This is a genomic window from Desulfosporosinus sp. HMP52 (assembly GCF_000765145.1).
Classification (GTDB): Bacteria; Bacillota; Desulfitobacteriia; order Desulfitobacteriales; family Desulfitobacteriaceae; genus Desulfosporosinus.
This window is the reverse complement of the sequence record NZ_JMGA01000073.1, coordinates 1-26,863: the sequence shown is the minus strand read 5'-3', so window position 1 is coordinate 26,863 and position 26,863 is coordinate 1. Positions and strand designations below refer to the sequence as shown.

The 26,863-nt window shown below is 37.4% G+C and carries 21 protein-coding genes and 1 other RNA gene; 20 read left to right on the top strand and 2 right to left on the bottom strand.

Annotation, left to right across the window (positions count from 1 at the left end):
* The first annotated feature begins 79 nt into the window (after positions 1-79).
* From DP73_RS21215 to DP73_RS22210, 6 genes are all read left to right on the top strand, one after another.
* Entirely contained in the window at positions 80-1,084 is a 1,005-nt protein-coding gene (locus DP73_RS21215; RefSeq protein WP_128751459.1) for a DUF3800 domain-containing protein, read from the top strand.
* 468 nt (positions 1,085-1,552) lie between these two features.
* A complete protein-coding gene (locus DP73_RS21210) occupies positions 1,553-2,110 on the top strand; it encodes a hypothetical protein (protein ID WP_034602370.1) in 558 nt (185 codons plus the stop codon).
* Between the two features lie 315 nt (positions 2,111-2,425).
* On the top strand, positions 2,426-4,795 hold the full coding sequence (locus tag DP73_RS21205; protein ID WP_034602368.1) for a DEAD/DEAH box helicase family protein: 2,370 nt from the start codon (positions 2,426-2,428) through the stop codon (positions 4,793-4,795).
* A 24-nt stretch (positions 4,796-4,819) separates the two neighbouring features.
* A complete protein-coding gene (locus tag DP73_RS21200) occupies positions 4,820-6,253 on the top strand; it encodes a class I SAM-dependent DNA methyltransferase (RefSeq protein WP_034602367.1) in 1,434 nt (477 codons plus the stop codon).
* Entirely contained in the window at positions 6,250-7,575 is a 1,326-nt protein-coding gene (locus DP73_RS22215) for a restriction endonuclease subunit S (RefSeq protein WP_052090964.1), read from the top strand. Before DP73_RS21200 ends, DP73_RS22215 begins: the two co-directional genes overlap by 4 nt.
* A 1,105-nt stretch (positions 7,576-8,680) precedes the next feature.
* Positions 8,681-10,342, top strand: coding sequence for a hypothetical protein (locus DP73_RS22210; RefSeq protein WP_052090961.1), 1,662 nt, complete (start codon positions 8,681-8,683; stop codon positions 10,340-10,342).
* A gap of 1,761 nt (positions 10,343-12,103) precedes the next feature.
* On the opposite strand, the gene DP73_RS21185 is transcribed toward DP73_RS22210, so the two are convergent.
* Positions 12,104-12,727 carry a helix-turn-helix transcriptional regulator gene (locus DP73_RS21185; RefSeq protein ID WP_034602366.1) on the bottom strand — a complete coding sequence of 208 codons (624 nt, stop codon included), beginning with the start codon at positions 12,725-12,727 and terminating at the stop codon, positions 12,104-12,106.
* Positions 12,728-13,170: 443 nt separating this feature from the next.
* Between DP73_RS21185 and DP73_RS21180 the strand changes: the two genes are divergently transcribed.
* The 10 genes from DP73_RS21180 (at position 13,171) to rnpB (ending at position 22,929) form a co-directional block, all read left to right on the top strand.
* Positions 13,171-15,108 carry a DNA-primase RepB domain-containing protein gene (locus DP73_RS21180; protein ID WP_034602365.1) on the top strand — a complete coding sequence of 646 codons (1,938 nt, stop codon included), beginning with the start codon at positions 13,171-13,173 and terminating at the stop codon, positions 15,106-15,108.
* Positions 15,109-15,291: 183 nt separating this feature from the next.
* On the top strand, positions 15,292-15,681 hold the full coding sequence (locus DP73_RS21175) for a hypothetical protein (protein WP_034602364.1): 390 nt from the start codon (positions 15,292-15,294) through the stop codon (positions 15,679-15,681).
* Positions 15,682-15,968: 287 nt separating this feature from the next.
* Positions 15,969-16,211 carry a helix-turn-helix domain-containing protein gene (locus DP73_RS21170; RefSeq protein ID WP_034602363.1) on the top strand — a complete coding sequence of 81 codons (243 nt, stop codon included), beginning with the start codon at positions 15,969-15,971 and terminating at the stop codon, positions 16,209-16,211.
* Positions 16,198-17,271, top strand: a complete 1,074-nt coding sequence (locus DP73_RS21165; RefSeq protein ID WP_034602362.1) for a site-specific integrase — start codon at positions 16,198-16,200, stop codon at positions 17,269-17,271. Before DP73_RS21170 ends, DP73_RS21165 begins: the two co-directional genes overlap by 14 nt.
* Before the next feature lie 458 nt (positions 17,272-17,729).
* Positions 17,730-18,023 (top strand): hypothetical protein, encoded by a 294-nt coding sequence (locus DP73_RS21160; protein ID WP_034602361.1) that lies wholly within the window; start codon positions 17,730-17,732, stop codon positions 18,021-18,023.
* A gap of 373 nt (positions 18,024-18,396) precedes the next feature.
* On the top strand, positions 18,397-20,073 hold the full coding sequence (locus tag DP73_RS21155; RefSeq protein WP_034602360.1) for a thiamine pyrophosphate-binding protein: 1,677 nt from the start codon (positions 18,397-18,399) through the stop codon (positions 20,071-20,073).
* Positions 20,074-20,465: 392 nt separating this feature from the next.
* The gene (locus tag DP73_RS21150) at positions 20,466-21,263 is read left to right on the top strand and encodes a class I SAM-dependent methyltransferase (protein ID WP_034602359.1); all 798 of its coding nucleotides are present in this window, start codon (positions 20,466-20,468) and stop codon (positions 21,261-21,263) included.
* Positions 21,254-22,096: a Nif3-like dinuclear metal center hexameric protein gene (locus DP73_RS21145; RefSeq protein WP_034602358.1), complete on the top strand. Its 843-nt coding sequence runs from the start codon at positions 21,254-21,256 to the stop codon at positions 22,094-22,096. Before DP73_RS21150 ends, DP73_RS21145 begins: the two co-directional genes overlap by 10 nt.
* 242 nt (positions 22,097-22,338) lie before the next feature.
* The gene (locus DP73_RS23645) at positions 22,339-22,494 is read left to right on the top strand and encodes a hypothetical protein (RefSeq protein ID WP_014904693.1); all 156 of its coding nucleotides are present in this window, start codon (positions 22,339-22,341) and stop codon (positions 22,492-22,494) included.
* Positions 22,495-22,549: 55 nt separating this feature from the next.
* An RNA gene (gene rnpB / locus DP73_RS22220) (RNase P RNA component class A) lies at positions 22,550-22,929 on the top strand.
* Positions 22,930-23,192: 263 nt separating this feature from the next.
* On the opposite strand, the gene DP73_RS21140 is transcribed toward rnpB, so the two are convergent.
* Positions 23,193-23,519 (bottom strand): SCP2 sterol-binding domain-containing protein, encoded by a 327-nt coding sequence (locus tag DP73_RS21140; RefSeq protein ID WP_034602357.1) that lies wholly within the window; start codon positions 23,517-23,519, stop codon positions 23,193-23,195.
* 253 nt (positions 23,520-23,772) lie between these two features.
* Here DP73_RS21140 and DP73_RS21135 point away from each other — a divergent pair, with 253 nt between their 5' ends.
* The 4 genes from DP73_RS21135 to DP73_RS21120 all read left to right on the top strand — a co-directional run bounded on the left by DP73_RS21135 (position 23,773) and on the right by DP73_RS21120 (position 26,826).
* The gene (locus DP73_RS21135; RefSeq protein ID WP_034602356.1) at positions 23,773-25,041 is read left to right on the top strand and encodes a double-cubane-cluster-containing anaerobic reductase; all 1,269 of its coding nucleotides are present in this window, start codon (positions 23,773-23,775) and stop codon (positions 25,039-25,041) included.
* On the top strand, positions 25,038-25,778 hold the full coding sequence (locus DP73_RS21130; protein WP_034602355.1) for an acyl-CoA dehydratase activase: 741 nt from the start codon (positions 25,038-25,040) through the stop codon (positions 25,776-25,778). The genes DP73_RS21135 and DP73_RS21130 overlap by 4 nt, the downstream gene beginning before the upstream one ends.
* A gap of 263 nt (positions 25,779-26,041) precedes the next feature.
* The gene (locus DP73_RS21125) at positions 26,042-26,428 is read left to right on the top strand and encodes an EamA family transporter (RefSeq protein WP_034602354.1); all 387 of its coding nucleotides are present in this window, start codon (positions 26,042-26,044) and stop codon (positions 26,426-26,428) included.
* A 203-nt stretch (positions 26,429-26,631) separates the two neighbouring features.
* Positions 26,632-26,826: a hypothetical protein gene (locus DP73_RS21120; RefSeq protein WP_034602353.1), complete on the top strand. Its 195-nt coding sequence runs from the start codon at positions 26,632-26,634 to the stop codon at positions 26,824-26,826.
* Positions 26,827-26,863: the final 37 nt, after the last annotated feature.

The following is a 26,863-nucleotide window of genomic DNA, read 5'->3' as shown; positions in this document are numbered from 1 at the left end:
TTTCAGTATAAATCAATAACTATTGGCTAACCTATTATCTGGAGATCGTAAACATCTGATTACACGAGTAGCACATATTTTGAACGAATATTCTGCAACTCGTAACTCGGATTTAACCTTACAATTGAAATATTGGGAAGTGTTCGAGGATTTTGATCCTACTGGGGAAAATATTAAACTAAAAGACCTCTATAAAATGGAAAGACTAACATCCATAACTAGAGCTAGAGCCAAAATTCAAAATGAATATGGTTTATTTCGAGCGGATGAAAAAATTAGAGGATGGAGGAGGTCCAAAGAAGAGCAAGAGAAGGAAGCACAATTAGCTGATAAACCAGGTATTCCGAGTATTTACATTTATGCCGATGAAAGCGGTAAAAATCAACAATTTTCGATGGTCGGAAGTATATGGATACCTGATGTAGGTGGACATAACACCCTTCACCCTCATTTCATTATGTGGAAAAAGGAACACGAAGATAAAGGTATTTATGTTCCTAAAGAGTTTCATTTTACCGAAATGAAACGACAGCAGTTGGAGATTTATAAAGAGTTTTTTAATGAGTTCTATAAGGAGTCGGAATTTGCTAGTTTTATTGCTGTTGCCGCGAACAACCATAACATAAGAGATAATATAGACGATACAATTTTTGCACTCTATTATCAAATTGTCCACCTAGGAATAGAACATGAAACGGGAACAAACAGGATTTCCTTACCAAGACAAATTTGTTATTATAAGGACGAAGAAGTAGGTACAGACAAACTGAAACTAGCTAAATTAGAGCAGGAACTGAAAACTAGATTTAAGATATATTTTGAGGATCAATTGTATTTATCAAATTTAACACCTTTGCAATCATCCTATAGTCCTATGATTCAAATAGCTGATTTGTTTACTGGAAGCATTTCAAGAATACTTAACAAGACGGATAATGATTCCAGGAACCATAAGGACGAATTTGCAGAATACGTATGGGAATTACTGGAAATTAAGAAAGAAAACTACACTTTAGCTGATCTGGAAGATAGTAAAAGAATAAAAGCTACGAATGATAAGAGTGTTGTATATGTATTTGAATAGGTTAAATAACGGTCACATGAAGGTCCCCATTGCAGCTACAGATGCCGATTTTTCTCTATTATATCTAGATAATGCTTCATGAATTTTGAGAAATAAATGAACCAGAATTGTTCGTTTTGCTGGGCTACTCCCAGTCTAGGCAGGCTATATACACTTCGTGTAACCTTAGCGAAAATCAAACAGAAGGGAGTGGTGCTTATGAGAAGAGCATTTGAATGGTTCGATGGATTTGACATTAGGTTCCCTGGGATATCGATAAAGTTCAAAAAGCCAAGCAAATCTTATGGTACCATCGCTAAGGAGCCTAGCAAAGTGAACAATCTGGTATTATGGAATAACTCGATATCCTTTTTCTTTTACTTCTTTCTCTAGGACATAAACTGTACGAAATGTAAGGTTTTTCAAATGTAGAAAGTTCTCGGAACTATTCGGAGGTTGTAGAGTCTAATATATCTGGGGGGATTTAGTATGAATGTAGAAAAGATTTACACATCAAGACTCCCATTTGATGTAACCTCATGGTGTCAGGAAAAAACTGATAATGTTGTTAAACAACTTGCAAACCTGATCCATGTGACGAAATCGTCAGAAGTTGGCGCAAATTTAGACGGAGACATAAACTTCTTGTTATATTTAGCTCTTTCTGATGCCACGAAAATGATGGCGTTTGCCCATGGCGCTAATTGGAAGGGCGAAGATGTTGATTTAATTGCCGATCAAGGAAATGAAGGGTATGATAAACTAAAATTCAGGTATGGTTTATTAGATATAACAAAAAAGCAAAGAAGTAAAGAAGAATTAACACAAATTGTTATAAAAATACACGAGTTTCTTTCTGGAAGAGTTGCCCCAAATAGAACCTTTATTCACGAATTGCTGTCAACTTCGGAATACTCCGATCCCGTTATAGATGATATATTAAATAAAATAGAGGAAGTAACTATGGGGAATTTAGCTTGGGATGAATTTTGTGTATACGCTAGGATACGGGTAAAAGATTTAGAGGACAGAATAGAGAAAATGTAGTTAAAGAAATATCAAATATCAGTGTATTCTCAGTACATCACGTTAGTTGCACGTTTATGCGGGAAGATTTCTGGTCTAGTTCTGGGAATGGTAAGTAAGCTAATGATGAGTTTGGGAATAAGTAATTAGCTAAATGAGCATCTGCTGAATGACGGCAGGTGCTTTTCTACTTACTATAACTTGAAAAATAGTATTTTTTGAAAGAATTGTTTAACCCCTTGGGTACTATAATTTCAGATTTATGTCCAAGAAATGTGGTAAAATGGTAACTATCTCAAATGTTTCAAAATGCTCTTTAGCGAAGGAGGGCTCATATTGAACAAGAAAGACCTCTCAGAAAGAGACATATGCAGCAAATACATAACGCCCGCACTTATCAAATCGGGTTGGGATTTACAAAAACAAATCCGTGAAGAAGTGTCTTTTACGGATGGAAGAGTCATCGTTCGAAGAAAGATGGTTACACGTGGCGATAGAAAACGTGCAGATTATATTCTGTACTATAAAGCCAATATTCCTATAGCAATAATTGAAGCAAAAGATAACAAGCACTCACTTGGTTCTGGAATGCAACAAGGATTGAATTATGGGGAAATATTAGATATCCCATTTGTTTATTCTTCAAATGGTGATGGCTTTTTAGAGCATGATCGTACCGTTCGTGATGGAACTATAGAGCGCGAATTATCCTTGACCAAATTCCCCTCGCCTGACGAATTATGGGATCGCTATAAGAAGAACAAAGGAATTGACATCCAATCAGAAGTAATGATAACGCAGGATTACTATTTTGCTCAAGGTTCTAAAAGTCCTCGCTATTATCAGCGAATTGCTATTAACCGTACCATTGAGGCAATTACTAAAGGGCAAGATCGTATTCTACTTGTGATGGCAACTGGGACGGGCAAAACATATACTGCATTTCAAATTATTTATCGTCTTTGGAAGTCCAAATCTAAAAAGAGGATTTTATTCTTAGCGGATCGCAATATTCTCGTTGATCAAACAATGACGAATGATTTTGCGCCATTCGGTGATAAAATGACCAAGATTAAACATCGTCAGATAGATAAAGCTCATGAGGTTTACTTGGCTTTATATCAAGGAATTACAGGTAATGAGGACTTTCAAGATGTTTATAAAGAATTTTCCCCCGATTTTTTTGATCTCATCATAATTGATGAGTGTCACAGAGGCAGTGCAAAAGAGGATTCATCGTGGAGAGAAATTCTTAGCTATTTTAAAGGCGCTACACAAATTGGATTAACAGCAACACCAAAAGAAACGAAGGATGTCTCGAACTTGTCTTATTTCGGGGAACCCGTCTATACATATTCACTTAAGCAAGGCATTGAGGATGGATTTCTAGCTCCCTATAAGGTTGTTAGGGTGACGTTAGATAAAGATGTTGAAGGCTATCGCCCTACAAAAGGACAAAGAGACAAGTATGGATATGAGATTGAAGATCGAGAATATAACATCAAGGATTTTGACAGAAAACTAATCCTTGAACAACGTGCTACGACAGTAGCAAAAATGGTTTCGGATTACATGAAGAATAACAAGACACGTATGGCTAAAGCGATCTTTTTCTGTGTTGACATTGATCATGCAGAACGCATGAGACAAGCATTAGTCAATGAGAACCCTGACATGATTGCTAAGAATGCTAAGTATGTCATGCGAATCACAGGCGATAATGATGAAGGCAAAGCTGAATTGGATAATTTTATAGATCCTAATTCGCCATATCCCGTTCTAGTGACAACTAGCAAGTTGATGAGCACAGGAGTTGACGCCCAAACGTGCCAGTTGATCATCCTTGATTCTAATGTCAACAGTATGATTGAGTTTAAGCAGATTATAGGACGTGGCACAAGAATACGTGAAGATCATGGCAAACTATATTTTACGATAATAGATTTTCGAAATGTAACAAAACTATTTGCTGACCCCGATTTTGATGGTAATCCAGTTGTGGTAATGACACCTACTGGAGATACTATTCCTCCTGAAGAGAATGAAGCTGATCCAACTGGCGAAAGTGACGATTTCTCAGGCGGCGATCCAGGTGAGGGTTATGGTGATCCTTCTATTGACGGTGGTGGAGAAATTCATGACGCGCCAGCTAAGTATTATGTAAACAATGTGGAAGTCAAAGTATTGAACCATCGAGTGTACTACTACGATAAAGATGGTAAACTGATAAACGAATCATTAACTGACTATACAAAGAAGAATGTTAAAAATGAGTATCGCACTCTTAATGATTTTCTGCGAAAATGGAACAACGCCGACAAGAAAGATGCTATTCTGAAGGAATTGGAGTCACAAGGCATTTTATTGGATGAGTTACAGGAAGAGGTCGGAAAAGAGTTAGATCCTTTTGACCTAATTTGTCATGTTGCATTTGATATGCCGCCGTTGACACGCCGTGAACGAGCGAATAATGTTAAGAAGCGAAATTACTTTGCAAAGTATAGTGATGATGCCAGGGCGGTATTAGAAGCGCTATTGGATAAATACGCTGATGAAGGTTTGTCAAATCTAGAGAATCTAGAAGTATTGAAAATTCCTGAGTTCCAGGTATATGGTTCGCCTATTGAGATCGTGAAGAAATTTGGAGGAAAAAACGGTTTCCTAACAGTCATCAAAGAATTGGAGAAAGAAATCTATACAGCATAAGTTGGTTCAGAAGGAGAATGATTAATGTCAATTTCATCAGTAATTAAATCAGTTCAAGATACGATGCGTAAGGATGCTGGCGTAGATGGCGATGCTCAACGTATCTCTCAATTAGTGTGGATGGTATTTTTAAAGGTGTTCGATGCCAAGGAAGAAGAATGGGAGTTAATGAGAGATGAGTATACTTCCGTAATACCTGAAGGACTCCACTGGCGTGATTGGGCGGCGAATGATGAGGGAATGACGGGCGATGAATTACTCGATTTCGTAAACAATAAGCTCTTCAAAGAATTGAAAGAAATGGAACTGGACGAATATAGTGATCCAAAGGCTTTTGTCGTTAAAGCAGTATTTGAAGATTCATACAACTACATGAAGTCGGGGACATTGATGCGCCAAGTCATTAACAAGCTGAATGAGATAGATTTTTCAGCTCAGGAAGATCGTCATACTTTCAATGATATTTATGAGAATATCCTCAAAGATTTACAAAATGCTGGGAATGCAGGGGAATATTATACACCGCGCCCGATAACCCAGTTTGTTGTTGATATGGTGAATCCGAAGCTAGGTGAAAAAGTGCTTGATTTTGCCTGTGGAACGGGTGGCTATTTAACTAGCACAATTGAACATTTTAAGAAGACTGGGCAAATAAAAAGTGTAGAAGATAATCATGAATTGCAGGAAACCATTATGGGAATTGAAAAGAAACCAATGCCTCATATGCTTGCGATCACCAATCTGATCTTGCATGATATTGATACACCTAAAATCAGGCATGAGAATTCATTAACTAGAAATGTTAGGGATTATAAACCAGTAGAACAAGTAGATGTTATTGTTACAAATCCCCCGTTTGGGGGGATCGAAGAGGATGGAATAGAAACTAATTTTCCTGAGAAGTTTCGGACGAAAGAAACAGCCGATTTGTTTATGGTTTTACTTATGTATTTGTTAAAAGATGGAGGTCGAGCTGGAATAGTATTACCAGATGGCTTTTTATTTGGTGAAGGTGTCAAAACAGCTATTAAGGAAAAATTGCTTGAAGAATTTAATCTTCATACGATTGTTCGGTTACCAAATGGTGTGTTTGCTCCTTATACGAATATAAACACAAATTTGTTGTTTCTTGAGAAAGGAAAGCCTACAGAGGAAATCTGGTATTATGAGCATCTATTACCTTACGGGTATAAAAACTATACAAAAACAAAACCGATTCGATTAGAAGAGTTCAATCTTGAAAAGCTGTGGTGGAATGAAAGAGTTGAGAACAAGTCCGCATGGAGGATAAGTATCAAGGAGATTAAGAAGCAAAATTATAATTTAGATTTTAAGAATCCATGTCGTGCCTTAAATGAAGAATCCAAGTCGATAATGGAGACTATTAAAGACTTGAAATCCTCGCAGGCAAAAGTATTAAACATATTACTTGATATGGAAAAGGAACTGAAACTATGATAAAGGTTAAGGTTGGTCAAATACTCAATAGAGTTAAAGAAACGCTTATAATTCAAGATGAGCAGGAATATAAACGATTAACGATTCGAATGTACCATAAGGGAGTTTGTTTAAGAGATACAGAAATGGGCGCAAATATAGGAACGAAAAATCAGTTCGTAGCGAGAAGCGGACAGTTTATTATGTCTCGAATCGATGCTAGAAATGGTGCATTTGGAATTATACCAGAATCTATCGGACAAGGTGCAATTACAAATGATTTTTTGAGCTTTACTGTAAATGAAGACTTGGTGAGCATTAAGTTCTTTAAACTTTACTCCCAAACGGATAGCTTCATGCAATTATGCATTGAAGGCAGTAAGGGTACTACTAATAGAAAACGGCTTAAAGAAGAGTTTTTCCTTGAGTTCGAAGTCTTCTTGCCAGATATTGAAAGCCAAGGTCAGATCGTAAGTCAAATATCTAAATTACAAACATTTAATGAAATATTGGACTCCGAATTACACTTTCAAAACAAATCGATACAAAATCTCCGTCAGTCAATCCTTCAAGAAGCAGTACAAGGTAAACTAGTGTCACAAGATACGAACGATGAACCTGTAAGTGTATTGTTAGCAAAAATCAGAGCTGAGAAAGAGCTGTTGATTAAAGAAAAGAAAATTAAGAAGGAAAAGCCACTTCCTGAAATTTCGGAGGAGGAGATTCCGTATGGGTTACCGAACGGATGGGAATTGGTGAGGCTTCAGGATATTACAAGTATAATAACATGTGGGTATGCGAGCACACCTAATTATGTTGAAAAGGGAAAAACCTTTTTGTCAGCAAAGAATGTTAAACCATATAAGTTTATGCCAGAAGATCATAAGTTTATTTCCGAAGAAGATTACCATAAACTAACACAAAACGCTAAACCAGAAGTAAATGATATATTATTAACGAGAGTTGGTGCTGGCATTGGTGAAGCCGCAATAGTTGATAAGGAATTTGATTTTGCTATTTATGTAAGCCTTACCCTTATAAAACCATTTAAGAATCATATAGACTCAAAGTATCTCCTTCATTGGATTAATTCTCCAGAAGGTGTAGGAAAGGCTTTGAAAAATACTTATGGTGTTGGTGTATCCCAAGGTAATTTAAATGTAAACCAAGTTAGAAAGTATGTAATTCCGTTGCCGCCCTACAGTGAGCAGAAACGTATAGTGGAAAAGGTTGATAAATTGATGATTCTTTGTGATAACCTAGAAAAAACGGTGGTGCAATCACGACAAGAAAGCGAATTGTTAATGCGGTCTATTTTGAAAGAAGCGTTTCAATTTGCTTAAAAGGACTGTAAATGCATTTTTGACTGACATTTTGACGCTGAGTAAGCGTCTTTTGCGTTTTCTTACACAGATTATTAAATAGCGGAAGGATTTCAGCAGGAACTGAAGAACTTCTGTATAAATTAATCCTTAGGTGATTGAAATGATAGAACCCTAACTGTGAAATTACTTCACGATTATATTGAGAAGATAGGAGCAGAATACTTTCGGCTGCTTTGTGATATCGTTGGGCAAGGCGAGAAAAGTTTAAAAAGGAAATCAAATCTAGTAAGTAAGCTAAGAACAATTGCTCTTTTTAATACTGGTACACGTCCCCATAAATCGAGTAAAGACTACACTTGAATAATAAAACACAAGGAAAATTCAGTAGATGGAGAGTAATAGAAATATCTTGAATTCTAGGTCAGTGACATGGGAATATGACAGTTAAGTTGTCACTTCCAGTCATTCTAGGCATAATATTTTGGAAGATAAGGAATAGGTCACGTAAGTTTGTTTCTTACTCATTGAGGTTTGTTCTAATGGTATATTCAGTTGTTATGCTAATTCATGTTTATTGGCTAGTGTTTGAACAATAAGGATGAACCTTGGATATAAGATTATTAAATCCTTATCATCCGACTCAAATAAATGATGACTTGGTTTTTATCATTTAAGTGTCAGATATTTATATTAGCAATGCATTCTTCTAATACAAGTACGTCCTAGTTTTATACTTTGGGCGTTCTCGTTTTTATCTTTTAATGGCTAAAATAAGTCATAATCAAAACAAACATATTAATTGGTTAGATTAAACTATATGTAAAAAAGGAAAGTAACTTTAACTTAAATTATAACAATAAGATAAATTAAGAGAACTACAGTGTATCGAATGAAATTAAATTAAATTAAATCCAAAGCTAGATAGCATATTTAAATGAACTGGGTGCTTATATATTGGTAATATGGTATATAATTGAAATAGGGGAGAAAATTCAAATGGGTTTTAACAGGTAAAGTCGAGAGAAGGAGATGAAAATTAGCTAGATGACAACAAATGTTACCTTATAGGTCATAAATCATGAAACTTGAGTTTAATGTAGTTTAAATAAAAGGAAGTGTTGTAATGCCACCAAAACTTTCCATAGAAGAGATGCAAGAATTGGCTTCATTAAGGAGTGGTAGTTGTATCTCTAAATATTACATAAATACATTGACTAAGCTGACATGGAAGTGCGCAAAAGGTCATGTCTGGGATGCAGTTCCTAAAAACATTAAGCATAGGAGTTGGTGCCCGAATTGTGCTGGAACTAAGCTACTTACGATTAAGGATATGCGAAACTTGGCAAAATCAAGAGGTTGGAAGTTAATAAGTGAGGAATACAAAGGGAACAAGTGTAAACTCGAATGGCAGTGCAAAGAGGGACATAATTTTTACATGAGATCTAACAATGTTCAACAAGGTCAACATTGTCCAATTTGTAATGGATCAATTTCAGAAGAAAAATGTAGGTATATATTTAATTATCTACTTGATGCTGTATTCCAAAAGACAAAAAAAATACTACCAGATAATCTTGAACTGGATGGCTATTGCAAGGAATTAAAAGTAGCCTTTGAGTATCAAGGGGATCAGCACTATAGAGAAATATTCTATTTTCAAAAAAATAAAAGTCTGTATACCATAAAAAACACAGATGAGAGGAAGGTATCGATATGTAAAGATCTTGGAATTACTCTAATCGTTATCCCTTATTATGAAAATAAAGGAGACAAGGAACTTTTAGAGTATATTGCTAACCAATTAAAATTACAGGGATACAACATAGAAAGTAAATTGAATGATTTCTCGTTTGACAATTTTTATACGCAATCGTCCAAGCTAGATGAATTGGATGCGATTCTTAAAAAAAGAGAAGGAAAATGTCTTTCTCCATGCTATAGAGGTAGCAAGGAAAAATTGAAATTGGAATGTAAACGTGGACATGTTTTTCAGCTGACACCAAATCAAATTAAACTCGGAGTATGGTGTAGAAAATGTTGGAGAAAAGTTGAAGAAGTCCAAGAAGAAATGCATCGGATAGCAAAGGAAAAAGGAGGAAGATGCATAACTCAGAAATATATCGACTGTGTTACAAAAATGGATTGGGAATGTATTCAAGGTCACACTTGGAAGGCTACTCTAAGCTCTGTTAGGAAAAGTTGGTGTCCTGAATGTGATAACTTCACCAGATATTCGATAGACGATATGATAGATTTTGCTAAAAAAAGAAAGGGTGAATGTTTATCCACTACTTATACAAATAAAGCAAAGTTGCGTTGGAGGTGTTTTAAAGGGCATGAATGGGGGGCTACAGCAAAAAGTATTCGTCATGGGTCTTGGTGTCCCCATTGCAATGGTAATGCCAAACTATCAATAAATAAGATGCATAGTTTAGCACGTAAAAAAGAAGGATTTTGTTTGAGTCAAGAGTATATAAATAGTGCTTTAAAAATACTGTGGAGATGCAAAAGCGGTCATACTTTCGAAAGTACACCTAATAACGTACGGGCAGGTAGATGGTGCCCTGAATGTGCAAGGGAAAAAATGGTCAAATATACCATTGGCGATATGAAGGCTTTGGCTGAGAGCAAAGGAGGGTTATGCATCTCTGAGGAGTATGTAACCAACAAAAGTCACACACTTAAATGGCAGTGCAAAAAGGGTCATAACTTCGAAATTCCTCCTATTAAGGTACGGGCAGGTAAGTGGTGCTCCATCTGTGCAAAAGAAAAAGGAGAAACTTGATTTCAAGGTTTATTCCAATTACTTCCGATAAAGGATTATGGATCTATGAACGTCCTAGCTAATGCTTAGGCGTTTTATCTGATCTGGCAAAAAAGGATACATCATGTCAAAAAACCTTCACCCAGACATAAAAAGTTTGAATAATTTCGCTTATTAGTATATATGCCAAGCGCTTCTAAATATGGGTTTATACTCGGGTTAGCTAAAGATACTACTAGGGGGGGCATATTCAAGCTAATTTCAAGAAGGTCGATTTCATATCACTCCGCACCCCCACACATAAAAATCGGCGGTTTTTAGAAAAACATAAAAAAACTCATATAAATATTAATCACGAAATCAGTCAATAATTAAGCACCCATGGCTGTTCCACGAGTCCGAGTAATATCGGACTTTTTTTCTGCTCTAGCTTTAATCTACGCTATATCAAAGATTTCTTTAGTTTCCTCCGCCGTACACCTTAACTCAAAGGTCCTCGAACTTTGGCGATTGTTTTAATACATAATAGTTGTTTTACTCATGGTTCAATTTATTTGGTTTAAGATTTATATCAACAGTTAATAGGTACCGCTTAACTGTGTTATATTCAGCTTAATGATCCATTAACAGGTACAAGCTAATAATAGGTTAAATTCGATTCAAAGACCCGTAAATTAGGGCAATTCGTTTGTGCTCCATCAAACCGTTTATTCTCTTATATATATATTACGATATTTGTTTGTGATTTACTCTCGGCTTTTACGTTAGCCTTGCATAATTGGACAGAACCAATTGAACGGGTAACGAAGGCAGCGGGAGAACGCAAAATATAAATTTCGAAACCGAAAATCGGAGAAACCGTGACGAATTGGGTCGGCGGAGTACCGTACCCTAATTCCGTTTGGTGGAGATAATATATTGAAATCACTACAAGAGATCATATTTTGGCGACCAGGTTACTGAGATTCCCACATGTTCCTACCTATAATTTCCATGGAAATGAATCTCATATTTTCGTATAATTAAAGTATGGTTGCTGAAGGGACACGAAGGTAGGGGTGTCCATTGATCATTATTACAGAAAAATACTCGTTCTTCATTTCCGATCGTGTTATTGTGGTTTGGCTGGTAATGATGTTCCATATGCTCAATAAGTAACCTTTCGCAGATTTTCGCAAATAACCTAAAGCAACCCCAAAGGGTGAGTTTGGATGCCAAACAAACCCCGCGGGGTTGATAAGCAAAAAATAAAAAAATATGTTGTCGTCGATAAGCGATTGGTTAATGCCAATCCTTTTTTATTTAGATAATTAACTAAGTATTGCTAGTATTATTGTGTCAAATGCCTTCAGCACCTTTAGATCTACGCATTATAATCTTGTTGGATTCGTATTAGTAACAAATACTCATCTTATACCACCACCGATTCAGTGTTTGAATGGAGAAAGGCATTGCCAAAGATAATAGTCGTGGAATGAAATAAAATAATCCAAAAATAATAATTATAGGGAACCATCAAACAAGATATGGGTGCGCGAAATGTGAGAAGATATGTATCGATACGCCAATTCCCCTGGAACCATGATGCAGAATCTTAGTCCGAGGGCTTTCAACGATCTTTATTAGGCTATATTAAATCGAGACTGAACTGCTAATATACTCTGAGAAGGGACTATAGCTTCATTGCGTTTCTAATGTAGTGGTTTCTTAATTCAAAGTATCCGAGCTAAATTAATGAACAAATCTTTAGTGAAACGGGCAGAAAAGTTGCAATATTGGATATCATGGCGTTGTCTTTTTGTTAGACCGAACATCGTTTTTAGATAGATTTTTCATGTCCTTAACGAACCTCAAAAAAAACTCTAGCGTCTGATCATTAACGCCATCCAGCTCATCTAGGATTTCTCTAGCAGTGGGATTTTTGTATGCTGGAAGGAGAAATTCGGGATTATCACCTTTATAATTCGGATCTAAGAATTTTGGTTCGATTACTAAAGCCATAGCCAAATTTTTAATTGCTTCGGAAGAAGGAACTCTTAACTGGCAACTCTCAATACGACTTATATAACTGTGGGATAAATTAGCCTTGGTAGCAAGCTCGCGAGTAGAGTATTTTGCATTCTCCTTATAATTAATAAGATTCTTAGAAACATACAGTCTATGTTTTACCTCTATAATATCTCCCGCTAAGTCAGCATTGGTTGTTTTCTTTTCTAATTGATCAAGCAGAGTTATTGCTTTTTCATAGCCTCGAGTGTTACTGGGTTTTAATATACCTCTCTCCGTTATCCCTGCCAAGATTTCTGCTATCGGGGATAAGTCTTCAGCTTTAAATTCGCTAGATAAAGCCAGTTCAAGATGCGTTATAAGCTCGTTGATGCTTGTAGCTTTTTTGATATTGTCCATAAGGGCACCTCCACAAAATTCATGGTTCATCACTAACCAAACATACTTGACTTATGGTTATCTTATAAGTTACAATATTATTCGGGCGATACAAAAGACGCCTCTTTCTTAACTCGTTAGTGGTTAGTAAAAAACCATATATTAATTTTAATTGTTTAGTGAAAGAATGTCAAACACTCACCCAGTTTATTAACTAAATTATACCTATGATTGATTGTGGAACGGAAATAGGTAACCGTTAGTATAAGAGTTAAATATTTTCATTTTATTGGCAACAGAAGGCAAATATCTGATGCCTATAATTTCACAATGTCAAGTTTTGATCTTTGGTAACTGAATATTAGCCGTTTGCTAGAGAGGTAAGCACTAGTTCAAATCCATAAATTCTATCCAAGTATGGCTAACTAGTTGAAAATAAAATAGAGTGAAGGGAGTAAAAGAATATGATTTCTACCGAGCAGTTTTTCGAATATATATTTGGTACTCAGCACATTAGATTTAGATGCTTGTTAACTGGAGCTAGGGTTAGTCCGATAGATTCACATGGCTATTTCAATCAGGAAACAATAAGCTTATTGCAGCAAGCAAATGAGCAAAACAGAGAGATATATTATGTTATAAACACAGGGGGTTATAAAAATGACGAAATAACTAAAATAAATGCTGTATTTGTTGATTTAGATTGCGGCAGAGATGAAAATGGTGACTATTACCCCCTGGATATTGTTAGCGATTACAAGAAAGATAGACTTTCTAAATTGAGTAGCTTTATCTATAAGCCAACATTCATAGTAAATACAAGGAATGGATTTCAAGCAATATGGGCTTTACAGGATGATGCTACGATAGAGCAATTTAATAGATGCGAGAGCAGACTAATCAAGTTCTTTGCGGCGGATGAGAGGGTTAAAAAGCTGGCTCAACTGTTAAGAGCGCCTGGCTTTACTTGGTGTAAGGATATTAATAACAAATACTTTTGTGATATTGAGGCATTTAATGATGTTAGATATAATATCCAGGACATTTTAGAGCGTTTATCTGAATATGTAGAAACACCAGCAGTAAGGCAAAGTGGTATTGCTAGACCTGATAGACAAACCTATATGAATACCACTAATAATGTAGACTTAATAAGAAGTCGTGATATTGAAGGCTTACAAAGGGCACTTGATATAGGGGATAAAAGGGGAATGATAAATATAAGTAATAAACCTAATTCTATCTTTCCCCCTTTTACCCAAGTCATAGTACCTAATAGGAAAGAGCTATATGACTATATATTTAAAATGAACCTTGTTGATTTCTTAGGGCTATCGAGTCCTAATCATCAGTGTTTATTTCATGATGACAACACTCCTTCAGCTAGCATCTATAATACTGAATCTGATGGTCATTTTCTATATACCTGCCATAGCTCCAACTGCGACTTCAACACGGGTAATATAATTAAGTGTGTCGAGCGGATACAAAGTTGTAACAAGCCACAAGCTATAAATTTCTTAAAAAAGGTTTATGGACTTGAAATTGAAGAAACTGAGTGGCAAAAAGAACAAAAGGACCTATTACAGGTCAACAAAGATTATCTATACAGTAATTTGCTTCAGGTGGAATACCCCGATTTATTTAAAGTGATTAGATATTATGTTCCGTTACTTCATATATTTAATGACTTTGCAATGAATCATATATACGATGAGCCACCAGATAATATCGATAAGGTAATATTTTTTTGTGCTTATAGTCATCTTAAAAAAATCTCGGGAGTTACAAGTGTTGATAAATTAAACAAGAGGATCAAACTGCTTGTCTTTCTTGGGCTAATCGAGACAATTACGGAAGAAATGATACCAAAAAGACTTCGAGAAGAGGCTATTCGACTTAAAATTAAAGCTGGAAATAAGAGTATTGTTTCCTTTTATTCCATTCCATCATATAGTGACCATGTTTTATCCCAGGCTAATCAGATGGCAAAAATCTACAAAGACAATCACATGACAATTGTTGGTATGTCTTGTGATTTAATATACCGTAACTTTGGAGAAGAAGCGGCAAGAAGAGTCTACACACAAAAAAATGTTAAACCAACCCAGAAAAGCCGTAATTTTGAAACCCAATTTGACAAAGTTCTAATATCATTAATCGAAGAAAATGGTTACGCTACTCAACCACAAATAATTGAAGTTATTGGTGAAAGTGAGCACAAATTGAAGCCTATGATTAAGAGAGTTCTTAATGAAAGTCTTCAGAAATATGGCTTAACTATGAAGAAATCAAATAAGGAATTGAATTTGAAATATGGGTTATCTGGATATCGACATATTATAATTCCACATTGTTATGAGGATAAAAAGGGTGGCATATTCGACCCGCTCCCAGGATAGTGGCAATCTATTGTCTGCGCAACGTCTCAAAAAAATTGCCTTACAGACACACAAGTATGATGCATGATTTCCTGGAACTAGTGAAAATTTGCACAATAATCATAGCAGTTTACTTTTGGGGCTTATATCTGTTGCTTAATGATGAGCTGTTCTACGCCCAAGCAAAATAAAGGAGAGTTGAAAATGAATAAAAATGAATGGGTAATGAGTGAAGAATTAATGAATTATTTCAAAGAAAGAGAACGTATCGCAGGAAGGGTTAGAGATTTGCTATCGTTGTCATACAAGGAGTTAGCAACAATGGAAATGGTGGCTGAGTATTACGAGGTCGATATAGATGATGTTGGAGAAGTTACTAATCGGTATAGAGATGAATTGTCAGCAGACGGAGTTAGGATCTATTCTAAGTCTGAAGTTAAGTCTCTTATCTATCTAAATGGAACGGAAATCCCAACTTGCGGATTGCTCTTATATCCTCGAAGTTCCATATATAAAGTAGGAATGTTGCTCCAAGATTGCGCTATTGCTGAAGAGTTCAGAGTCCAATACCTCAACAACATTGAAACAGTTTAGTTAAATTAGGGGGTAATATCTTTGCTCCATATTTGAGAGACGTTTAGCTGTTCTGCGACTGGATTGGCTCCGAGTGGGGGTCCAGCCAAAACACATCCATTGGTGCCAGACAGCCTTAATAAGTGTATATCTTTACTAGAGGTGCAACTGACAACCCCCCTTTAAAATTATGAATATTATCAAGGCAAAGGATAGTTCGTTAATACTAAACATTGAGGATTATAAGGACGCTACACAAAAGTAATTGAGTATTGTAACTTAATATAAGAGAAGAGGAGAAATGCAATATGATATATTATACAGTTCCTGAGGTAGCTCTAATGTTGCATGTAAGTAAGTCGTACGTTTATGATATTATTTCGAGAGGTCAATTGAAAACAGTTCGTTTATCAGAAAGACGAACACGTATTACAGCAACTTCGCTTGAATTTTTCACAGAACAACAAATGGACAGTCTAAAGATAAAATCGTATAATAAAAGTGTCGTTCGGCCCCCGAAAAGGGGGCGTAAACCTAATGGCGCAGCTTAGAAATCGTGGAAGTAATGTTTGGCAAATAGTCGTCTATCTTGGGAAGGATGATGAAGGAAAAAGACAATCGCATAGCGAAACTTTTTATGGTACAAAATCACAAGCGAGGGCTTATGGTAATGACCTGGAAAAAGAACTAAAGCGTAATAAAATGGGTCCCTCTAAATTAGTCGCTTTCACAATTAATGATTTATTTGATAAATGGTTAAGTTCTATTAAAAGTTCGATCGGTATTCGAACCTATGAATCGTACGAATATCAAACTAGAAGGTTGAGACCCTTCATTGGTCATTTACAACTTTATTCTCTGACTAACTTTCAATTAATGGAGCAACTTCAGCCGCTCGAAAATGAGAAACTTTCAATTAGAACAATAAAAGATTTGCATGTAACTTTACGAACGGCTATAAAATGGGGTTCGGTTTTCAATTTAGTTGAAAGAGATGTTTTGAATGGGGTTAAACCTCCAAAGCTTGAACGTAAAAGTCGTGATGTATTTAAACTTAATGAACTACGGGTATTTATTGAAAATGCTAAAGGTTATAAATATTACCTAGTATTAAGGGTTCTAGCTTTAACAGGAATGCGAATAGGCGAAGTGCTTGGTTTAACTTGGGGTAATGTTGATTTTGAACAGAATAAGATAAAAATTACTCAGTCAGCTGACCTGAAGCATCGAGTAAGTAAAGAAACGAAAACAGTTAATAGTCTACGAGAAATTGAATTGGACGAAGAGACTATGAACGAGTTTCGACTCCAGAAAAAGAAATCATTAGGTAAGTGGTCACCAAATGATTATGTATTTCAAGGCGAAAACGGAAAGCCAACTAAATATACTGCCATATTTAAAACTAAGAAAGCTGTCCTAAAAAAAGCTGGATTACACCATATTAGGTTGCATGATTTGCGTCACGGAATGGGTTCGATTTTGCTCGACAATGGAATACCATTAACTGCTGTATCGGGAACTTTAGGACAAGTACCAGCGACTACGGCAGGGGTTTATGGTCATTCTCTAAGAAAAGGCAAAAGTATTGCTAATCTATTGGCAGTCAACTAATTTAATAAATCGGTCAAAAAGTCGGTCACATTAGCTGCATGCCTACTCTAGCAAGGCTTCTAGGGTAGGGGTAGCACCTTCGAGACCAGTATCGCCCACCAGTTAAAGTAAGGGTTTCAGACTATTTGATAGAGTAAACCCCAAAATCTTATGTCATTTAGAATGTAAATAAAGCTTGTTGATCTTAGCGCTTTTCCTCTTGGAAGAGTGCTTTATTGTTTAGAACGAACTCCCCAAGCTTCTGGATCGGTTCTTGAAGGCGCTGCCTCAAAATCGGAAATTTTCCGGTTTTGGAGAAATCAACTTGTTGCTGTTAATGTTGTAGAATGTGGTATAATTGGGCTAAGGTCACAACAAAGCTCTTAAGGAACCCAGTGACTACTGTCTGCGGGTTCTTTTATATTTTCGAGGGAAAAAGGTATAATAGAATTTAGATTATATGAGTGGAGGAACATATCGTGATAACCTTGTCATCAAAAATTGAGTTCGTAAAAGCCCTTAGAGAGAAGTTCTTAGGGAATAACTTAAAGTGTATAGAGATTCTTGCGGTTGTAGAATGCACCATCGATTTTGGGGCAGTTGTAAATATTGATGTTACAGATGATAAGGTCTCGGTGTGGAGCGAAGAAGGTAATGTTTTTTGGATTAATTTAGATGATGTAATTGGAGTAAATTATAGTCCAATTGAAGAAGATGTTTGTCTATCATTAGAAGCTAAAAACGACGTTAAAGTTTTGTTTTATGTAGATTAACAAAAATTTTTAAAAGATTGAGAAAATAGGTATTGCAGAGATTGCTGATTTCGTGTTATTATACCTTTATCAACAGAAACGGTTTGTGTTACAAAACACTATTTGTACAAATTTTAACAAGGCTTTAAAACGTAGTTTTATAATATGGAACAAAATTGCGTATTAAGGACATAATATGCCCCCTTCATGGCTGCAGCGAGGATTATGGTGACTAGATTCTCGATTGAGGATCAATTAATTAAAGATGGACAGTAATACTTGTTAAAAGTAAAACGAGGTTTCATTATATGGGACAACAATTATAATTATGATGATAATTTTTTCAGATTGGTTACAATCTGAATTTGAAGTGGATTAGAAGGGGGAGACGACCATGGCGCACTGGGAATTAGAAGGACAGGTTAAACACTATTTTGCTGATGAGCTAGAAAAAGATGCTGAAATGACTGGGGCTCAATTCATCGTAAAGTTCTTAGAACATAAGGGAGTGACTCAGATCTATGGGATTCCCGGAGCGGCAATTTTACCCTTTTATGACGCGGTGCTGGAGCAGGATCTTATGCGCTCGATTAGTGTAAGGCATGAACAAACTGCAATTTTCATGGCGGATGGATACGCTAGATCAACGGGCAAAGTAGGGATTTGTGCTGCTGCTTCAGGTCCGGGTGCAACTAACTTCCTGACTGGGCTATATAGTGCCTATGGGGATTCTGTTCCTTTAATTGCATTTACTGGTCAAGTTGAGACAGATTTAATAGGGAAAGAAGCTTTTCAGGAAGCTCCAATTGTTGAAATGGCCAAACCGGTTACGAAAGCTGCTTATCTTGTCACAGAGACAGATGATCTGCCACGGGTAATGAATGAGGCATGGAAATTAGCAAACATGGGCAGGAAAGGACCTGTCTTAATAGATATCCCTATTAATGTTCAGTTAGGACAGCTAAAGTTAAATCTAAAGGAATATTTTAAAGAAGATAAGCAAGTAGTTAATAATTTAGTTCAAGCTACAGATAGTCAACTGGGAACAGTCTATAAAATGTTAGAGGAAGCGAGAAGACCTGTTATTATGGTTGGCGGGGGAATTGTAGGAAGGGCGGCGGAAGATCTGGTAAGGCTGGCTCAACTTTTGCAGATCCCGGTAGTTTCCTCAATCCTTGGCAAGGAAGGATTCCCTAATTATCACCCTCTTTATGCAGGAATGGTAGGAACTATCTGTCAAACCCCCCTTGGCAATAAAACAATTATTGAGGCAGACCTTATTATAAATCTAGGTGGAAGATTCGACTATCGGAGTATGGGAGAAATAACTTTACTTAATAAAGAGCGTAAGGTTATAAACGTTAATAACGAAGATGCCAGCCTTTCGGAATCTACGCCTGTAGATATGGCAATAGTTTCGGACATCAAAAGCTTTGTGCAAAGCTTCAGCAGCTATATCCTAGGCTGCAAATATAAGCCTAAGACTGAGGCGATGGATAGAATCGCAGCACTGCAAAAAGAAAAAGCAAGAATCGCTCGCCAAACCAATTTTACAGAGAATCCATCTAAATCTCTGCAAGCGATTTTAGAGGTTAGGAAAGGACTCCGACCGGATGCTATTGTGGCTCTGGATTCTGAATTAAGTCAAATCTGGGCTTCACAATTAAATGAAATGTGTGAGTCAAGAACTTTTTTAATCCCTGGTTGCGCAGGCAGTAAAGGATGGGGACTTGGTGCATCTATGGGGGCTCAGCTGGCCTATCCCCAACGCCAGGTCATCAATATTATGGAGGATGCAAGTCTAAGTATTTCCCTTCAAGAGCTGGCCACAGCAGCAAAAAATGGAATTCCGATTGTCATCGTTGTCTTTAATTATGACCAAAGTCGTCAAAATGGATTAGACTTTGTTTCGGCAGCCAAGGGCTTAGGTGTAGAGGCTGAATCCGTTGAAAGAATTAGTAATATACCTGGTGCCTTAACTCGAGGATTTAGTGCTTATCGTCCCTACTTAATTGAGGTTATGGTTAATTTAGAGGAGCAAAGGTTAGCCACGACAGGTGGAGTAGCTTGAGATTAGTTTATGGGAGTCAAAAGCCATTAAGGCGGTTGCATATTTTTCGTGAGTGGTGTAATGCATAAGAATAAACAAGTTAACAAATAGAAGGTGCAGTTCTAATGAGTGTCCTTAGATATTCATTAGGAACTGCACCTTTAATGTTTAAGGTCTAGTAGTAGTAATTTTGCTAAAATGTCAACGATAAACCGAATCCCAGTGCATATCCCAGAAAAGACAACGTTGTCTATTCTGGGACATGCTTAATAGTTTTTATGATCTGAGTCGCTGTCCTTAGAGCCTTCTTTTTGGTTATAATAGATATTTAAGATGATAAATTCTCTAAATTATGGTATCATCTTGTGATTAAGAGGTAACTTCTTAGCTAGTTTCCTTGATGAGGTGAAAATATGACAGTATCAGTTAGTTTAGGTCCCCGTCTGCAGGCAGTAGCCTCCTTAGTACCCGAGGGTTCAATCCTAGGAGATATAGGGACAGATCATGCTTATTTACCGATCTTTCTTTATGAGACCCGAAAAATTGCTAAAGCAGTGGCTATAGACGTACATGAGGGGCCTTATAAATCTGCTTTAACTGCAGTGAAAAGTCGTAAGCTTGAAGACTTTCTCGACGTTAGATTTGGCGATGGGTTAATGCCCCTGGAGGTTGGGGAAGTGAATACCTTGACCCTTGCCGGAATGGGCGGTAGAACTATGTTAGAGATTTTTTCCGCTCGACCGGATATTATGAAGGGGATTTCCAACCTTATCCTTCAACCTCAGGGTGCCGAAGGGGCTGTTCGCTTAACTTTATTAGATCAAGGATGGAAGTTAGGGTTTGAGAGGTTAGTGGAAGAAGACGAGAGAATTTATGTTGTAATGGCTTTTTCTAAGGAATCCGGATGGGGCTTAGATGAACTTCAAGAGAGAGAAACGACTTGGGCAAAGCGTCTATACCCTCTGGCAGAGAAAGAGCAGATCCCGGAGAAGGAGTTTCAAAGTATAGTACATATATTGGTTTGGCAGTTTGGCCCACTGATTTTAGAAGGACATAAAGAGCTTTTAACTAAGCAATTTAAAGAATATCGTGACAGATTGTTGATCCAAATGAAACAGATGAAAAAATCCAACAGTCCAGAGATTATCGAGAAAATTAGAGAAGTTTCATATAAATTGACATTAGTGGAGGGATTAAGTTCATGGCAGTAACAGTTGGCTTAGTCGCCCAGGTGATTGAAAAGATTGCCCCAAAATCTTGGGCTGAGGAGTGGGACAATGTTGGCTTGCTGATTGGAAGCGGATCGAAGCCTGTTGAACGAATAATGCTGACACTGGACTGTACTTTAGATGTTATCGAAGAGGCTAAAGAATATGGAGTTCAGCTTATTGTAGCTCATCACCCAATAATTTTCCGTCCCCTCAAAAACCTAAGATCAGATAATGCTGCAGCACAAGTTCCATTAAGCTTATTTAAAAATGATATAGCCTATTATGCTGCCCACACCAATTTGGATCAGTCCAGACTATCCTCCAGTCCAATCTTAGGAGAATTGCTGGAACTGGATAAGATGGAGTATCTGGAGCGAGTATATGACCTTAATCCTAACCGTAATGATGTTGAGGAACATGGCTATGGAGTGTCAGGGTATTTAAGGCATCCTCTAAAGTTAAGTGATTTATGGGAGAAATTTCTTGAGAAATTGAAGGAAGCGCAGGTCTATGCTCAAGCCTATGATCTGACGGGAGTTCGCTTGGCCGGCTCTTTAGATCAAGAAATTAAAAAGGTAGCCATTGTTAATGGAAGTGGAGGCCGTTTCGTACCTAAAGCTTTGTTTAAAGGGGCGGACTTACTGATTACAGGTGATGTAGACCATCATGCGGCTCTTGATGCCCTTGAAGGAGGAATGGCTATCGGAGATCTAGGACATTTTTTGACCGAGGCACCGATGCTAAAACTGTTGAAGGATTACCTATCAACAGAGAAAGCACTTCAAGGAATTGAGATCTTAGTTAGCTCAAAAAATCGCTCGCCGTGGATATAAATAAATATCCTATGGAGTCAGGGTATGGCTTCATAGGATATTTTAATTGTGAAGAGTCTAAAACAGGGATTTAGTTTGTGAAAGAAATAATTACCACTTGACATCAATTGTGAAATATATTACTATACTGTTGTAAGGAATTATCTGATAATAAAGTTCTTTCTAAATAATATGCGTTCTATGTGCTATTTAGAAATTAACAGATCCTTCGATACAATCGATTTTGAAAGGAGAAATGTACAATGATGAACCGCACTGAAATTTTGAGACTCCAACGTGAAAAGGTTTTGGCTAATATTCTTCAGGATAACGCAAATAGAGCTAAATGGCTGACAGAACTAATGGATATTGATGATCAAATTGAAGAAATGAACGAGCAAAAGTCAAAAGTCAATTGATTACCCAAAACTCTCCATTTGACCAAATCAATTTTTTTTAGTAATATAACAAAGCGAAGTCAACCAGATGATCGCGGAGACAGGGATCGAAAGATCGTCTCTGAGGAAAGTCCGAGCTCCATAGGGCAAGGTGCTGGGTAACGCCCAGTGGGGGAAACCCCAAGGAAAGTGCAACAGAGAGATACCGCCGATAGCGGAGGTCGACTGACTTCCGAGTAGGTAAGGGTGGAAAGGCGAGGTAAGAGCTCACCGGCAGTCAGGTGACTGGCTGGCCATGTAAACCCCACCTGGAGCAAGACCGAATAGGGGAACGATGAACGGCCCGTTTTTGTTCCCGGGTAAGGTCGCTAGAGGCCGTCGGTAACGGCGGTTCGAGATAGATGATCATCACCTCTTTAAAGAGGTACAGAACTCGGCTTATGGGTGACTTCGCAATCCGTGGGAAACTGGTTACGGCATTTAATATGCTTAACCGTTTCCCTTCAGTTTTTCCTGAAAGAGTTTACATACAGGAAGGGCCATTCCCTTTGTCCAATTAAAAAAGTTAACCCTGGGAAAGGCAGATCTCCCAGGGTTTTTGTGTGAGTTTAAAACGTATAAATCTCAAAATTTTGAGGAATGGATTGTACATTGAGAGGAGGTAATAATAAGATTATTTAATGGGTGAACATTCATTCATTTAAAATTGTAACAAACATCTACTGATATAATTTCACAATCTCCTGTAGCTTTAAAGCCAGGCCCATTTTTCCTTCAACCTTTAATCCCCCTGTCATAAAGGCCATCGTAGTATTTAACTTATCTTTTAACATTTTCGAGAAGTTTTTTTCATTCATAATCAGAGTAACTTCTGCATCCGGAGCAGCTCCTTCAATAACTTGCACCTGACCTGCTTGAAACACAATTTGCAACGGGCCACTTTCCTCAAGATTAATCTGATAGATGCGGTCTTTTTCAGAAGCAATATGCTGGGGATTGGCATTCATCTTTTCAACAAGTTCCTGTAATTCATCTCTGGCGCTCATTCTTCATTTTCCTCCTTTATTCCCATATAGTCATAATGTTATGAAAGTTTTCACATTCCAGAAAAATATACCACAAATTACTGAACATTTCAAATTCATTTGTTTCCTTAACAGTAATTAGAACATCTATGTAGATCATAGATGACCTCTGAATATGTTAATATAATTATTATTAGGTTATGGAATATTATAACCGTAACATGATATAATCAATTAATGGTTTGTAAATACATATTTAGGGGGAGAACAATTAATGGAGAACAGAGAGTTATGGGAACGTTTGAACATGGACCTAGATAAGCATGATGAATTTTTAGCTCCGGTGCCCCAGATATTTACCGAACTTTTTTTAAACAGAGAAAATCGCCCGGCGGGAATGGGATATTTTGATGCTGTGGTAGGAGATGTCCATGGCATTCGTGTCCATGAGCTTTATGCCATGAAAGAAACCGGCGCTAAGGTGTTCTCTACCTTTTGTGTCTACGTCCCTGAAGAAATTGTCGTAGCAACGGGCAGTGCCAGTATTGGCTTATGTGCCGGAGCCCAATTTACGGTTCCTTCAGGGGAAAAGGTTCTGCCACGTAACCTATGTCCACTTATTAAGTCAACAATGGGCTTCAAATTAGATCGAATTTGCCCATATTTTCAGGTTTCCGATTGGGTCATTGGTGAGACAACCTGTGATGGCAAGAAGAAGGCCTGGGAACTCTTAAATGAACATATCCCGACCTATGTAATGGAACTTCCTCAAAAGAAAAATGAGAAGGATGCACGCCTTTGGGAAGAAGAAGTCCGAGAATTTGCCTCCTTTATCGAAGGTGAGACCCAAGTTGAATTAACTAAAGAAAATCTTGCTCAAGGAATAGAGAAGATTAACAATAAGCGAAAAGCTCTGCAAAGGTTGGCAGAGCTAAGAAAACATAATCCTGCTCCTATTCATGGCTTAGATGTCCTCTTAATTAATCAACTTTCGTTCTTTGATGATCCGGTACGTTTTGCGGCTCAAGTTAATGCTTTATGTGATGAGCTTGATGAGCGGGTTAAGGCCAAAGTTGGAGCAGCCCCAGCTGATGCGCCACGAATTTTAGTGACCGGGACGCCCCAACCTCTCCCGGCCTGGAAACTGCATGCTTTAATTGAAAAGGCTGGGGCAGTTGTCGTTGGGGAAGAGACTTGTACTGGTGAACGTTATTTTAAAGATCTGACAGAGCCCGCTGATACCCTTACAGATATGCTAGCAAACATCTCCAAGCGCCCTTTGAAGGTGAATTGTGCTTGCTTCACTCCTAATCAAGGTCGCTTGGAGGATATCGTAACCATGGCTAAGAACTTAAAGGCAGATGCTGTGATTGATTTCAACCTGCAGTTCTGCCAGCCTTATGGCGTGGAAGGTTATTTCGTTGGGAAAGAAATGGAGAAGCAAGAAATACCTTTCTTACGTTTGGAAAGCGACTTTTCTGAAGAAGATCAAGGCCAACTAATGACTAGGATTGAAGCCCTGATAGAGATGATCCGAGGATGAGACGTGCTGGCTTAGATCTGGGTTCTGTCAATACTAAATTGGTGGTATTGGACCAGGAGGAAAGAGCGTACTGTAGAGTTATACCTTCTCGCTTTGATTCGGTACAAGCCGGTATTGCCTTACTGAAAGAGTATAGTCAAAGGGAAGAGGAGAAAATCGATAAGCTTGTAGTTACTGGCTATGGCAGAGTTAACTTTCCTGAAGGAAGGGTAATTACTGAGATCACCTGTCAAGGACGAGGCTGTCACGAGGATTTTCCGGAATACCCGTTTATTCTCGATTTGGGCGGGCAGGATGCCAAGGTTATTAAGAAGAATTCAGTGGGGAAAATAGTCCAGTTCATTATGAATGATAAATGTGCTGCGGGTACAGGGCGCTTTCTGGATGTTATTCTTAAAGGGCTTGATCTAACCTCTGCGGAGATGGATTTGGCAGCAGAGGCAAAGCCAATGGCAATTAATTCTATGTGTACTGTATTTGCCGAATCTGAGGTTATTACCATGCTTGCCAAAGGGGTTCCCAAACCAGAAGTAGTTGCCGGGCTTTTTAAAAGCACCGCCAAACGCCTTGCGAATTTTGTCCAGTCCATGGGTCAGCCGGAAACCTTGATTTTCACCGGCGGTGGTGCCCATTATTTGCTGCTTGTTAAGTTCCTTGAGCAAGAGTTAAAGGGGAGTATTGTTATTCCTTCAGAACCTGAGCTTACTGCTGCTTTTGGGGCAGCTTTACTAGCTTAAATTCAGCTTTACTAGCCTAGAGCTCAGCTTATCCAATGGGTCGATGACTGCTTTGCAGGGTTATCGGCCCATTATTATTGGATTGATGAAGCTATGTGTTTTTAACCGGAACCGGATTAACAAAAATTTAAATGGTCAGACAAGTATATTAATAAAGAGTTAAATATTAGAGAAACATCTAAGTATAAATCAAGGCTAGTTTGAGAAAACTTAACTGATATCAACTTTTAATAAAATAGAAAATTTCAAGGAGTTACGATTTCATGTCTTCAATTTCAGAGGTTCGCCCTTTAGTCATTGCCTTATTTTCCATTGTTCTAGGGGCTACAGGGCAGTTTTTATTTCGTTTAGGTATGGTTGAGTATGGTAAAGTTTCTGTTACAGGAATATGGAGACAACTGGGATCAATAATTCTTACTCCAGCAATCTTTATCGGTTTTGCATGTTTTGGTGTGAGTTCCATTCTTTGGCTTGTGGTGATCTCTCGCTGGGAACTTAGTTATGCTTATCCCTTAGTTTCATTGGGCTATGTAATTGCTATTATGTATGGAACCCTTTTCCTTCAGGAAGATCTAACACTGCCTAAGGTCTTCGGTTGTCTACTGATTTTAGCAGGTATGAGCGTGTTGGGATTATGGGGGCAAACATGAAACTAAATGGGTAAATCAATTAAAAAATCGAATACTAGATAAGGTTAGTTCTCTGGATATCCTGAATAGGATATGTTAAGCTAATGTTAAATCAAATGAATCGAAATTAAAGTTCCACCTTGATTAACTTCTTGCGTTCCAAAATTGGATACCATTATCTTTTTGAAGTCATGACAAGACTAGAAAAAGGGGCGTGTTGTTGGATGCATTTACAAGATTTCGGGCGTGGTGCGAGGATTGAATTATCCAAAATGGCCAAATTACTCGGAATGAAGTTTATCGGTTTTAATCCGAATGCCCAGCAGGTATCATTGGAGTTTAAAGGTAAAGGGGTTACTTATCAACTTGAGGAGTTTGTTCAACAGTATGAAAGAGAGTGTACTACATCACTGACCTAATTACTTGAAGGGTTTAAAGGGCTCTGACTCATAATTA